The 12846-nt window shown below is 43.5% G+C and carries 18 protein-coding genes; 1 reads left to right on the plus strand and 17 read right to left on the minus strand.

What is annotated here, in order from left to right; genetic code table 11:
• Positions 1–20: 20 nt before the first annotated feature.
• From CVD19_RS25595 to CVD19_RS19495, 15 genes are all read right to left on the minus strand, one after another.
• On the minus strand, positions 21–2096 hold the full coding sequence (locus CVD19_RS25595; protein ID WP_257985200.1) for a phage tail tape measure protein: 2076 nt from the start codon (positions 2094–2096) through the stop codon (positions 21–23).
• Positions 2097–2268: 172 nt separating this feature from the next.
• Entirely contained in the window at positions 2269–2583 is a 315-nt protein-coding gene (gene gpG / locus CVD19_RS19430) for a phage tail assembly chaperone G (RefSeq protein WP_101584670.1), read from the minus strand.
• A gap of 50 nt (positions 2584–2633) precedes the next feature.
• Positions 2634–3197 (minus strand): major tail protein, encoded by a 564-nt coding sequence (locus CVD19_RS19435; RefSeq protein ID WP_101584673.1) that lies wholly within the window; start codon positions 3195–3197, stop codon positions 2634–2636.
• A 17-nt stretch (positions 3198–3214) separates the two neighbouring features.
• Entirely contained in the window at positions 3215–3538 is a 324-nt protein-coding gene (gene gp17, locus CVD19_RS19440; protein ID WP_101584675.1) for a tail completion protein gp17, read from the minus strand.
• A complete protein-coding gene (locus tag CVD19_RS19445) occupies positions 3535–3900 on the minus strand; it encodes an HK97-gp10 family putative phage morphogenesis protein (protein ID WP_101584677.1) in 366 nt (121 codons plus the stop codon). Before CVD19_RS19445 ends, gp17 begins: the two co-directional genes overlap by 4 nt.
• Complete coding sequence (locus CVD19_RS19450) at positions 3900–4259, minus strand: phage head closure protein (protein ID WP_257985201.1); 360 nt, start codon at positions 4257–4259, stop codon at positions 3900–3902. Before CVD19_RS19450 ends, CVD19_RS19445 begins: the two co-directional genes overlap by 1 nt.
• Positions 4237–4572: a hypothetical protein gene (locus CVD19_RS19455; RefSeq protein WP_101584680.1), complete on the minus strand. Its 336-nt coding sequence runs from the start codon at positions 4570–4572 to the stop codon at positions 4237–4239. Before CVD19_RS19455 ends, CVD19_RS19450 begins: the two co-directional genes overlap by 23 nt.
• 15 nt (positions 4573–4587) lie before the next feature.
• The gene (locus CVD19_RS19460; RefSeq protein WP_101584682.1) at positions 4588–4851 is read right to left on the minus strand and encodes a head-tail connector protein; all 264 of its coding nucleotides are present in this window, start codon (positions 4849–4851) and stop codon (positions 4588–4590) included.
• 15 nt (positions 4852–4866) lie between these two features.
• Positions 4867–5043, minus strand: coding sequence for a hypothetical protein (locus tag CVD19_RS19465; protein ID WP_257985202.1), 177 nt, complete (start codon positions 5041–5043; stop codon positions 4867–4869).
• Between the two features lie 23 nt (positions 5044–5066).
• Positions 5067–6212 carry a phage major capsid protein gene (locus CVD19_RS19470; protein ID WP_101584687.1) on the minus strand — a complete coding sequence of 382 codons (1146 nt, stop codon included), beginning with the start codon at positions 6210–6212 and terminating at the stop codon, positions 5067–5069.
• On the minus strand, positions 6209–6979 hold the full coding sequence (locus tag CVD19_RS19475; RefSeq protein ID WP_101584689.1) for a head maturation protease, ClpP-related: 771 nt from the start codon (positions 6977–6979) through the stop codon (positions 6209–6211). The genes CVD19_RS19470 and CVD19_RS19475 overlap by 4 nt, the downstream gene beginning before the upstream one ends.
• Positions 6976–8226: a phage portal protein gene (locus tag CVD19_RS19480; protein ID WP_441296230.1), complete on the minus strand. Its 1251-nt coding sequence runs from the start codon at positions 8224–8226 to the stop codon at positions 6976–6978. Before CVD19_RS19480 ends, CVD19_RS19475 begins: the two co-directional genes overlap by 4 nt.
• 11 nt (positions 8227–8237) lie before the next feature.
• On the minus strand, positions 8238–9932 hold the full coding sequence (locus CVD19_RS19485) for a terminase large subunit (protein WP_374702907.1): 1695 nt from the start codon (positions 9930–9932) through the stop codon (positions 8238–8240).
• A complete protein-coding gene (locus CVD19_RS19490; RefSeq protein ID WP_101584692.1) occupies positions 9910–10284 on the minus strand; it encodes a P27 family phage terminase small subunit in 375 nt (124 codons plus the stop codon). Before CVD19_RS19490 ends, CVD19_RS19485 begins: the two co-directional genes overlap by 23 nt.
• Positions 10285–10385: 101 nt before the next feature.
• Complete coding sequence (locus tag CVD19_RS19495; protein ID WP_101584694.1) at positions 10386–11102, minus strand: HNH endonuclease; 717 nt, start codon at positions 11100–11102, stop codon at positions 10386–10388.
• Between the two features lie 292 nt (positions 11103–11394).
• On the opposite strand from CVD19_RS19495, the gene CVD19_RS19505 reads away from it, so the two are divergent.
• The gene (locus CVD19_RS19505) at positions 11395–11832 is read left to right on the plus strand and encodes a hypothetical protein (protein ID WP_101584698.1); all 438 of its coding nucleotides are present in this window, start codon (positions 11395–11397) and stop codon (positions 11830–11832) included.
• Between the two features lie 43 nt (positions 11833–11875).
• On the opposite strand, the gene CVD19_RS19510 is transcribed toward CVD19_RS19505, so the two are convergent.
• On the minus strand, positions 11876–12061 hold the full coding sequence (locus CVD19_RS19510) for a hypothetical protein (RefSeq protein ID WP_101584700.1): 186 nt from the start codon (positions 12059–12061) through the stop codon (positions 11876–11878).
• 188 nt (positions 12062–12249) lie between these two features.
• Positions 12250–12573, minus strand: a complete 324-nt coding sequence (locus tag CVD19_RS19515) for a hypothetical protein (RefSeq protein ID WP_101584703.1) — start codon at positions 12571–12573, stop codon at positions 12250–12252.
• Between the last annotated feature and the right edge of the window lie 273 nt (positions 12574–12846).

Consider the following 12846-nt stretch of genomic DNA (forward strand, 5'->3'; position numbering starts at 1 on the left):
CCCCGAATTCACGTCCTATTTTATGCTGCAAGTTTCCTTACAACCGGGCTAAAAGTTAACCCATTCTGGGCAAAGGAAGCAAGTGCGGTGGTTGTATCTTTAAAAGATAATCCTACACCGCTGGCGACGGCCGAGACCATCGAAAGGCCAAACTTCATTTCTGAAACGGAAGTTGCTGAAGCATTGGCAGCCCCGGCCAGGAGATCCGCGGCCTGCATAACCGAAAGGTTGTCTTTTTTAAATGCGTTGAGCGCAGTAGAAGCAACTTCCGCGGCATCAGCCAACTCCAATTCGCCGGCAACTGCCAATGAGAGAGCTCCATCAAGACCGCCATTAATGATATCCGTGACGGTCACACCGGCTTTTATCAGTTCCTCGATGCCTTGGGCGGCTTCTAAACTCGAAAACTTAGTCTCCGCGCCCATCTTTTTAGCCAAATCTGTTAATGATGCTCCAAATTCATTCACTTCATCCGGTGACATCACCGATTTAACAGAGGACATCTGCGACTCAAAATCCATGGCTTTTTTTGCAGTAAGACCAAGGCCAGCACCTACTGCAAGGAACGCCATCCCAAAAGATTGAGTGATTTCTGATCCGGCAGATTGCATTTTCCCGCCGACATCTTGCATTCTTTCGCCTGTATCAACAACATTTTGCCTCAATCGTCTCCACGCGTTGGATTGTTCCTGAATTTCTTCAGTAGTATCCTGCAAGCGCCTCTCGGTTTGCCGTAGTTCTGATGTGGCCTGGTTCAAACGGATCGCTAATTCCTGTGTAGCTTGAGCATCAGCACCCACAGCATTAGCTGACTCACGATGTAAACGAGTAAATTCATCTACTCTCTGCTGCTGTAACCGTATAGTGTCATTCAAGTGATCAGCACGCTGCTGAAGTTGGTCAGTCGTATTTCCGAAATCACGAATACCAGCAGTGGCGGCATCAAAAGTAGAATCCAAGAGTCTGATTTGTCGGTTAATAGAATCGACGTTTGCGTTGACTTCCCTTTCCAACTGGTTAAAGGCGTTACCTTGCTGCTGTATTTGCTGGTTAGTCTGCCTAATCTGGGATTCGGTATTTCTCATTGCCGCAGTGGCCTGATTAAGCCTTATAGCGAGTTCCTGCGTTTCCTGGGCATCGTCACCTTTTTCCCGAGCAGCCTCCTGATGCAACCTGGTTAACTCATCAACCTGACGTCTCTGCAATTGCATGGTCTGAGTCAAATGGTCTGCTCTCTGCTGCAGCTGAGCAGTGGTGCTGCCAAAATTCTCAACGCCTGCCGTGGCCGCACGGAAAGAAGTATCCAACACCCTGATTTGCCTGGAAATGTTGTCAACACTGGCGTTAACCTGTGTCCTCAGCTGATTGAATGCATTGCCTTGTTCTTGAATCTCATTTGTGGTCGCCTGAAGCTGTACCTCTGTGTTTCTCATGGCCGCTGTTGCCTGGTTTAAACGGACAGCTAATTCTTGAGTCTCTTGAGCATCTGCACCTTTCTGCTGGGCAGCCTCTCGGTGTAGATGGGTCAGTTCAGCTACCCGTTGTTGGTGGAGAATCAAGGATCGGGATAGGTGATCTTCTCTTTGCTGAAGGTCCTGAACAGAATTTCCGAAGTTTCTTATTCCTGCAGTGGCCGCGGAAAAGCTTGAATCCAGCACACGCATTTGTCGGGATATAGTTGCAACGCTGGCATTGACCTCAGTACTGAGTGTAGCAAAGCTGTCAGTTTGCTGACTGATCTGGGAATTTACCCTGTTGAGCTGCTGCTCAGTACCCCTCATGGCCGCCACGGCTTTATTGTAAGCGGTGGCGAGTTTCATGGTTTCTGCAGCATCTGCGCCTTTTGTCTGCTTACTTTGTTCATACTTCTGGCGAAGTTCTTCCACCTTGCGACGGTGGGTGTCCATTGTGCGGGAAAGCACGTCAGCACGGGACCGTAAGGTTTCCAAACTGTTATCAAATTTAGCGGACCCAGCTGAAATGGCCTTAAATTCTGAATCCAATGCTCGCAAACGCTGATTTATATTTTTTAACCCCTGGGTCATGTTTGCATCTGTCAGACCAAGGGAAATTCTTAACGCTCCTACTTCTGCCAATTAGTCTCACCTCCCTATAACCACGGGACATCATCGGCATAAATGATCGTTTCTTCTTTGAAAAGGTCAAATAAAAAAAAGATGTCCGACTCATCGATTTGATTGAGCGTCCATCCTTTTTGCATCAGTGTTTTATAAGTTTTCTTTACAATCTTGAACATTTCAGGAAACGTTACTTTTTTTCGTTTCCCGCGTCACCATTTTCATCTTCATCCTGATTTTCATCCTGATCAGGCGAGAACAGGCCATCAATGGTGAGCATCACTTTATCATGGGGGATGCCTGCCCAAAATTGATCAAGGTTAAATTGGTTTCCGAATGCCATTGGAACAAGTGCGGCAAATTTATCTAGTTCTTCGACGGTTAATCGGGTTGGATCCTTAGTTTTTGCCTTCAATTCAATGAAATTTCGCCATATTAGTCCGCTAACGAATGGAGTAACGAATTTCTTTTCTTCGCCATCGATAAAAAGTGTAATTGTTTTCACTGGAATTCCTCCTTAAATTCAAAAAAAAGAGACGGAAAAACTTCCGTCTCTTACGCTATTGGTGCAGGTGTATAAACTTGGGTAAACCAATTTTGAGCAACCGTGCTGGCTGTCCCACTGTCGTGAGTAAAGCGGGCACGCCACTTGCCGTCATCCCTAGCGACAAACTTTCCACTAATCGCAGGATTTTGGAATTCAACTTGGCCGCCCTTTGTATTGTGAGTAGAGGCTGGCGGCTGGAATTTGCCCTTATAGTACCAGTAGTACCGGAAACCACCACCGTCTAGCGGCAAACGGAATCCTAGAGCGCCATATGGAGCAACGTTGTCGACAGAATCTTCAATGACTCCTTCAGCATTTTTTGTCGTGCCCATTAGCAAATCATAATCAGCATCAGACAAATCTGATGTTGTTATCTGAATATCGATATCACCGAGGGCATTCGCGACAGCAACCGCACGGTCATCCGCATACATTGTGGTGATTGTGAAATTTGGTGTAACCGTTGCGGTAATTGCTTCACTCAACTTTGCTGGTGCTTCGTATGTTCCATCAGCTTTAAACTTTGCAAAATATAAATCTCGCAAACCGATAGCATAAGCTTTTCCATCCATCTATTTTTCATCTCCTCTTATTGAACAAAATTAAAGCGGAGCACCTTGTGATAAATCTTCGTGTCCGCTTCAAAAAACTCGGTTTCCATCGTTCTGGTAAAACCGGCTTCTATTAATTTTTCTTTCACTTGCTTTGCAAGTGTGGTGTAATCGCCCTTGCTCCAGATATCCACCTGGATGGAATGGCGTGATTTAAGTTCAGAATCATCGCCGTGCAAGGCACCGTTTTGATTGAATTCAAAAAACGTAATATAAGTGGTTGCTGTCCCGGTGTACGTTTGAAAAGCCACTGGAACACTCAGCGGCTTTAAGGTATTGATGATAAGAGAGTTTAGACTCATAGCCCAAGTTCCCTCTTTACCACATCAGCCATCTTTTCTTCGACCGCATCCTTATTGTTTTCAAAGGCAGGGCCCATAAATGGTTGAGCGGTGGCTTTGCTTGTCCCAAATTCCAGAAAATGACCATAGAATGCGGTACCTTGCTGATCAGGTCCAACATGGATCACTCCATCTTTTACATCAGAAACAATAATATTGGCTTTCAACTTCCCAGTCCGGACAGGAACGGTCTCCTGGACTTTCTCTTTCATAATTTCGGCACCCTCTTGCAGGGCCTTCTCTAAAAGCTGGTTATCCACCGCTTTGCCCATCTGGTCTATTTGCCGCATTAGCTGATCCATGCCCTCGAGCTTAAAAGACATCAGACCACTTCCCTTCCGACAATCAAAAGGAGTCGATTTTCTTCGTTTTCGTTGATCATGGACACAATTTCGAAGTCTCTCTCTTTGAAAACAATCCTCATATCGCTATTCAAATCGGGTTTGTAACGGATAATAAAAGTGAGAGTGTTTTTGGCCATGGTGGTTGCCGCTTCATAAAACTCGTAATTGGAGGTTTTATCCCCCAGCGTTTCGGTGGCTGCCCACACGGTCATAACATCTTTCCAATTAGAGCTGTCATCGACGGGAAAGCCATTCTCATTAGTGGATCCTTCTTCAAGCTTCTGTATAGTGATTCTGTGCCTGAAATCAGCTAGATTAATCTTCTTCCGGCGCGCCATCTTCCCCATCCGCTTCTTTCAACAGGGATTCAATGTGTTTTTTGACGCCTTTCCGGTTTTCCCCGGCTTCCTCTAGTTTAAGAAGTTCCTCCAGCTGCTCGATTGAATGGCTGTCAGAAGTTATGGCGGCAGCAACTTCGGCAACATTTTGGTCAAGAACGCTGGCCACTGAATTTTCAACCTCATCACCAAGATAGCCACCTTTCCGAAGCTCATCAGCACGTTCCTGGCTGTCTGTTTCATAAAGCGAATCCACTTCGTATATCTCATGTGTATTTTTATCTTCAAAATGTTCTTTCACGATATATTTCATGAAAAACAGCTCCTTTTAATAGGTTTTTAGTTTTAAAATAATGGATTGATAAGCTGCATTTAGCTTGTCTATCTTGATACTTGGGTCCCGATTTTCGTAATGAAGGGCTACAAAAAGCATTACAGCCAGGTCATATCTTTCATCCGGGGTTTCTGCTATTGGGTCCATTACACCCGAGTCCCTTAAATCCTTCTTGGCAGCTTCAACTAAAAGAGCGAGGATACTATCATCCTCGCTCCCATCGATTCTCAAATAACTCTTTAATAGAGTCATGTCCATAATCAGCACCGCCCATTAGGATGAGGCAATAATTCCAACCTTACGTAGCGCTGCAAGTATCTCATTTTGTTTTGTGGCAATTTGTGCAGCAGTTGCAGTGGCCGGGTCGCCATGATTGGCAATTGCTTGCGATTGCACGCCATCTTTGGTGATTTTTCCTCCAGGTGTGAGATTTATCTCGTTAACGTACATGATAGTTCACCGCCCTAATTTTATTAAACGACTGGAGTTACTTGTGCAATACGGAACGCTGATTTTAATAGAATTTGGTGATCCAGATACGCTGTCAGCACAAAATCTTCAATACCGGTGCGTACATTTTTGTCCCTTTCATAAGTAACAGGGAGGTCGTAGTTGAAGTGTGAATACCTGAAATCACCCACAATTGGATCAACCGCAGCATCAGAAAATTCAACTGGCTTACCCAATACCTGTTCCGGTTGTGCGCTATACAGTGGTTGATTACCATTGGCTAAAGTTTCAATAATGTCGGAATAATCCGTGTAGCGCATCATGATTTTTGCGTTATCACGATAATCTTCATGTAAATCCGCAATGGCAGCCTTAATCGCTTTATATTTATTTTCTGCGTTCACAACCTTGATAGCATTCTGAGCGGAATAAAAAGACATGTGCTCTTCTCCAGCTTTCGGAGTTGTGGTGAAAGCAACTTTCTTCTCCTTTGCAGCAAGACCGCTTTCTAAAGCCCTTTCTACTGTTTCAACCAGGTTTGTATCCGTGCCACGAATGATTGTTTCAGACACAGGGGCAAACACTTTAAATTTATGACGGCCAAACTTAGCAACATCGCCAGTAGCCTTTAGTTCCTTTGCTGTTTCTGTATCTGCGATGAAGTCATCGTCATCTAATGTGAAGGAGATTTTTGGAATTTCAAGGTTCACTTCATTTGTAAAAGTTGAGATTTCGCGCAAAGGGTTTTTGACAAACGGCTCATGAAGAAGCTGATTTACCATTGTTGTGGGTAGTAACTTTTCTCCACCAGTATTGTTACGGTCACCGAGAGCAGCACGCGCATCTTCTGACATAGGACGGTTTTGCATAGTCGCACGAATCATCTCCGCTTTAGCAGCGATAATTTTGGCTTTTGGGTCCTCAACACCGTTTAAAATGCCGTTTTTTTGCTTGTTTTCGAATTCCTGGCGTTGTTTGGCTTCCAACTCGTCATGCTGTGTTTTAAGAATGTTAAAACGTTCTTGCAGATCGACCTTCTTGGCTTTTAAGTCCTGGACTTCTGAAATCGGTGTATTCGGATCGCCAGCCTTGGCAACGATATCACTTTCTGCTTTAGCAAGCTGATCCCCAACAGTTTTTAGGCTCATTTTCAATTCGTATAAAGTCATCGATTTAATCCCCCTAAGATTAAGTTTGTAGTTTCAAGATTTGATCTGGCTTCTTCAATCAGCTTTTTTCTCAATTCTTGCTCATTTTTGCTGTTTTTCGGGTCATTTTTTGGCTTTTCCGACCCGTTTTCAGCGATTTCCAGTAGATTCTTCGGTGTATTTTTAAATTTGGAGAGAATGTCCTTATTAGCGCAGGCAGCAATTTCTATGGATTCTTCGATAACATCACAAAGTCCATAATTAAAACATTCTTGAGCCGTCAACCAGGTTTCCTTGTCTAACAAGTCGATGAGCGTGTCGCGGTCAAGCTTGTCGCCAGCTTTTGACAGATACGTCGTGATCATACTTTCGCGCATTTTATCCAGATCATCTGCTATTTTTCTTAGCTCATTTGCATTCCCCCAGGTGTAAGTCCATGGATTGTGGATCATCATCATTGCATTTTGGGGCATAAAAATAGTGTCACCGCTCATGGCGATCACACTGGCAATCGATGCTCCTAAGCCATCGATATAAACATTCTTTTTTGCTTTGTGCCTTTTTAAAATGCTATAAATTGCACTTCCTTGATGGACAGAACCCCCGGGTGAATTAATGTAAAGCTTGAGCTCATCAATTTCTCCAAGAGCATCCAATTCATCTTTAAAGCTTTTTGCATTGTGGTCTTCGGGAAACTCTTCCCAGCGATACGTTACAATATCGCCGTAAATGTACAATTCCCCGACATTTGGCTCTGCCGCAGCTTTAAATTCCCATTTTATCGTCAATTTTCACCACCTCCTTTCAAGTTTTGTTGGCTACCTTCACTTGTTGAGGTGGCTTTTCGTTCTGCTGGATCCATATCAACCGGATACAGGTCACCGCTTATCCAAAGTTTTGCCGCGTTACCGCCAATAGGTGGCAAGTCCTCCCATTCTCTAACTTCATCAGGACTATAAATACTGGATCGCACGCCTTTGAAATATGCTTCCATTTGGGTAGCTGTATCAGCGCGCAGGAGAGCTTTCAGGTTGAATTTATAGTAATATCCAGCCCTTCGTTCCTCTTTCGTAAGCATTTTTCGATTAAATTCCTGTTCGTACTGCCTGACGACCGGAAGCAGCGTTCCTTTGACGAACTCCAGGGATAACTGCTCCATACTAGAAAAGCTCGCGCCCTCTGTTTCACCTAACATATAAGCCGGCATATTGTACACACTAGCAACACGGGTGCGGGTAATCCTTTCAACCTCAAAAACTTTCGTATTGATGAATTCTTGTTCCAACTGATCAATATCAACACCGGGTTCTTGGAATAGAATGCCTCCATTTTCCTTGTAAAAGGTCCTGAAATTCTCCACGACCTCTTTTTTCTTTTCCGGGCTGACATTAGCTCCGTATTTCAAAATGAAAGATGCTTTCGCCCCATCCATTTGCTCCAGACTAAACTTCCGAACTTCACCATCAAATTCGATTGTATTTTGCAAAACATCAATCGGGCTGATCCCTTTCCATCCGAAACCGTGGATGTGCTTAAAATGGAGAATATCCATGTTGTGGACGTAGTATGTTTGCTTTGTCCCCCGGATTTCATACCATAATTCCATGTTTTTATCGTCAAAAATGGGGCTTACTCGGGCTGGATCGATGATATGCAGCGATTCAACCTTAAAGTTATAACCATAAATTTTAATAGCATAGCTGTTACCCGCCGTATCCCTGAGCACTTCCAAATTCCTGATAAAGTCAAAGGCCGTCATGTTCGGATTTGGAGAGTTTGCCAGTAAATCCGATTCGTCTGTATTAACTGGCGAGAAATCCTTGTACAGCTTCAGAGGCAGACTCGCCATAGCGTTTGAAAGCCTGGAAACAGCTGAAAAAATGGTCTCGTTTGTCGCTAAAGTGTTGTTTCCTTTGCCCATGAAAATGTTTCTCGGAATAAACCATTTACTAAAGTCAAAACCGGGGCCCACATATGGATTGGTCACCGCAGCATAATATATATTTTTCACCCGTTGCCATAATCCAACTTTCAATGTATCACCCCCTAACCCAACAATTCTTTTAAGCTAATCACTTCGATATTTCCGTCACCCGGTGGTTGAGCCAACTGCTGCATGACATGTACATGGGAATTGAGCAGGGCAGCAAAACCGTCTATCTTCCGGTACCGGCTTTGTTTTGCCGGCAGCCAGTTACGATTTCGATCCTCAACCAGTTTGACGTTGTTGATGTACCAGCGTAATAATTTGTTTTTGTTAAAAATCACTTTACCATCCAGGAATAACTCTTTTAAATCCTTCAAAGGACCACTGAGCGTAAGGGCTCCCTGCCGGACAACTTCCATAGCAAAACCATAGGACTCTAATTCTTTTACCAGCCGGAATGCTTTTGCTGGGTCATAGGCAATTTTCTCGATGCTGAATCTTTTGGACTGTTCGACAAACCAGTCGTAAACATCATCATGTTTCACATAATCACCCTTGACGATCGTGAGAAGGCCGGCTTCCTCAAATTCCTTATAATTGATCCCCTCATTATCGGCTTTCACCTTTTTCTCAGGGATCCAGGAATGAGACAGCACAAATACCTCTCCCGTTTCCGGCAGAGGGAATTCAAGTGATGCGCTTGTAAAGTCCTCAGTTTCCGATAAGTCAAAGCCGCCGATACAATTTCGGCCTTCAAGTGTGGAAATGTCCAGACATTTCTCATTTCGCTTTATTACCTCGAAATCCAGGAATGATTGCTCGTCCGACTGGACAAAAATATTCAGACGTTTGGTGATGAAGTCGTTTCTTTCGGCCGGGATATGTTTCCGGGATTCCCATTCTTCAATCAGTGTTTCAAGTTTTAAAGTAACACCCAAGTTCGGATTCGCCTTAATCCAGTTTTCCGGATTTTCAATGTCGTCTCCAGGATCCAATTCGGCCATAAAATAAAAGACGCGCTCATCACTGATGACACCCTCCAGCACATCAGACGCCTTATCGTAATAATCGATTAGAGGACCATCCAGCTGGTAACCGGCTGTTGTTATATATAAAAGGAGTGGCTGCTGCCGGGCTCCTGTACTATTCTTGATAACGTTGATCAGCTTATAGTTTTTGTATTCGTGGATTTCGTCGAACACACCGAAGCTACAGTTTTTACCGTCCATCTTCTTACTGTCTGTGGCCAACGGCAAAATTTTCGACATGGTCCGGCCATAACGGATTTCATGGAGCGTTTCATCGAAGTGCCGGTTAAGCAGGGGAGAAGATTTAACCATCGCTTTGCATTCATCAAAAACTTCCCTGGCCTGCTCTTTAGAATTGGCCAGCTGGTAGACCCGTGCCCCATTTTCCCCGTCCTTCGAACCCATATACAGGGATAATCCGGAAACAAGCGTTGATTTCCCGTTTTTTCGACCAACAAAAATAAGGCCCTCCTTGAAGCGCCTTAGTCCTGTCTTTTTATGAACCCATCCGAATAATGATCCTACTATGAAGTGCTGCCATGGCTGCAGTTCCAATTTATCGAAATCGCCCTGCGATGGTTTGCAAAAGCGTTGAATATAATCAACAGGACGATAGCCTTTTTCCTCGTCGAACACCCATGGAAATTTATCCGTTCCTTGCCTCTCCAGGTCATTCAGGTGGCGCTGGCAGGCGAGATATACTTTCTTTGAAGCTATGATGATATGTGAGGTAACACCAACCGCATAATCAGTTGTTAATAACTCAGAAGTTTTCAAAAGGATCACCCGAACCACCGTCAGGGTCGGTTTCAACTACACTGGACACTTTTCTATCCGAGGCAGGGGTAAGCTTTAATTCCGCCTGAAGCTTGCGTTGCTGTTCGACTATCTTCAGGATCTTGTCGACCGATTTGTTTTCACGGAACATTTCCTGTGAACCGTTTTTAAACAGCTCGACAGACCCACGTACCCTGATATCTTCAATTGCATCCTGCTTCAACTGCTCCAATAAAACCATGTTATCGACCAGCATAATTGTTCGTTCACTCAAGTTGCTGTCGATTCTAAGCTCCTCAACGATAATTTGAAACAGCTTCTTGGCCTCGCGATTTTTTATGTTTTTTTTCGGCTTGAACATGGCACCCCCCCCTCATATAGAAAATTGGTCCGCGTCGAAAAGTGTGGGGCCCTCCTCCGGTCCAATTTTTTAAAAAAATTTAAAATTTTGGCCAGGGGGGCTTAGACCAGTTCGAGCGCTTCGAGTTTTCGCTGGTAAAACTCTTGACAGCTGTCGAACACTGTCGACGGGATTCGACGCTCTTGCAAGTTGATTCGATTGATGCAGACTTCGCGGTCCGTGTCGACGAGCAGGAACTTGGCGCCGGCCATCTCAAGGTGGAACCATTCCTCATCTGTAAGCTTGGTCCTTATGACAAACAACCTATTGAACTTGTACCGTTTAGTCCGGATGTTCTTGACAGTATCCTTTAGCATATCGTTGATGATCGGCACAGCCTTGTCAGCATTGCCTGTCCTATCGTGACCGTCCTTGAATGTCATCGCCGTTATGAATCTATCTAAATCAAACACCAGGTCAAGCGGTTCGAATATGGACTGGACGAATGTAGTCTTGCCTGATGCTGGATAACCAAGTACGGTATAGATCCCACGCTCTAGCTTTACGAATCCTTTCTCTGGGTGCTTACGGTTATGGCAAGAGTGGCACAGACTTTCCAGGTTATCAGGATCCAGTGCCATGTCCCAATCATTAAGCAGCTCAACAATGTGGTGAACCAGGTCAGCTGGTGTTACCTTCTTGTTCCTGTAGCATTCTTGGCACAGGTAATGGTCACGCCTGAGCACTACATCCCTGCACTTCTCCCAGGCTGTGCTCTTATAGAAAGCACGGGCTTCCTGGTTGCGTTTGTATTTGTCATAGTGTTGCTGGTTATTCATTTTCCTAACCATTTCATTACTGTATGTTTTATGAGTACAGCAATAAGTCTCGGATACTGATACAATTTAAATAAGTATTCCTTATGCGCTGCCTTCCACATAATGAATGGCCAGCCGTACCATTTTATTGATAAAGACATGTGAACAGCTAAACCTCTATTCGCTGGATTCATTAAGTAGTAACAAGGAAGCCAAGACATGTCACAACAACTCCTTTGTATTTTTTTTTGATATTTCATGAAGGAAAATGTAACTATCTGTCAAACTATAATAAACAGAAGGGGGTGCTATAATGTTTAGTAACTATGAAGAACTACAAAAATATCTTCTTGGCTATAAATCAGGTCAACAAGTTGAACATTTATTGTCGTCACTATCGGATTATACTGATATAGAGGGTTTTATAGTTAAGGATAGCGATATGGATAACAACCCTGCGACAATAGATTTAATAATGGTTACGACAAAGGTGTTGGTCGAAGCAACTGTGGTGATTGACAATAAACTCGCAGCAAATAATAACTTTACACTCAAAACCAGAAAGCTAAAGGACATCCTATCTAAAGAAGTAAGTTTGTCAAACCACGGTAATCTTGACAATCCGGTATTTAAAACACTTACTTATGCCTTTCAATTTAAGGATGGGTACGTATTAACTTTGAGTAATGCGACAAAGTATACAGACAAGGAATCTTTAGTTCAGCTAGCGCAATACATCCTTCATTCATAAAAATGAATAACCATATAAGGGATGCAATTATGCATCTCTTTTTTCATCTTCTCCTCACAGCGCCATACCTCCTGACATACGTGTCACGATTCAATCCCATGATCTCTTCCCAATCCTTTCGGGTAAGACCGTGTTCATTTTTCCAAGCGCTTGGAGTTTTATTGCCGGCTGCTTTCAATTGGTTAAGCTTCTGTTTTTGTTCTCTGGTTAAGTGATCAACTAATTTCATCTCCTACTCCCCCAAATAAAAAAGCACCTGATTTAATCAAGTGCCCGACATATATCTTTATTTCTTTTCTTTTCTTTTCTTTTGTGTACTTATTGCAGTATGAATGTAAACATTAACTTACTAAATGTGTGCCATAACAATGGTTTATGTATTCAACAATAAAAAAAGCACCCCTAAGGATGCTTACTTTAATAGCCTGATGGAACATATTCTTTTACGGGTAGACCTTTGCTCTTGAACCGATCAATCATTCTTGATTGTGAAGGTGACTGTAATTCATAGTCTACTGGTTCAACTTCTACAGCAATTCCGGTCTCTTTAAAATTTTTAACCGGCGAATCATCATCCTGCAATATTGTAATTATGTTTCTTACAAGGAAAAATGAAACACCGTCCTCTTCCCGCAATTGAACATATTCATTTGGTTGTGGAGCCCTATTTCCTGTTACCTCTGCAACAAACTCAGCTTCTCCGCCACCAGGAGGAACAACTACTATTTCAAATTTAAACATTGACACCACTCCTTTCAATTTTTATATTACTTCTATATAACACGAAGAAATCCCTTCCGCAAAAAAAATATGATAGCTGCCACTTTCTGCGGTTGGCAGAAAACCGTCCCGATCCACTCCTTTGGCGGCTGGGATCACCGTTTCCCGGAGGTACAGTCAAGATAGGGTATGAGCTATGGTCAGTCGATGGCATAACGATCTGCCTTAACCAGGAGTGGAGTGTTCAATATATAGAGTAAGCAATAAAAAAGGAATTGATGAGTGTCCCCCTCA

Source organism: Bacillus sp. T33-2, assembly GCF_002860205.1.
In the GTDB taxonomy this organism is placed as follows: domain Bacteria; phylum Bacillota; class Bacilli; order Bacillales; family Cytobacillaceae; genus T33-2.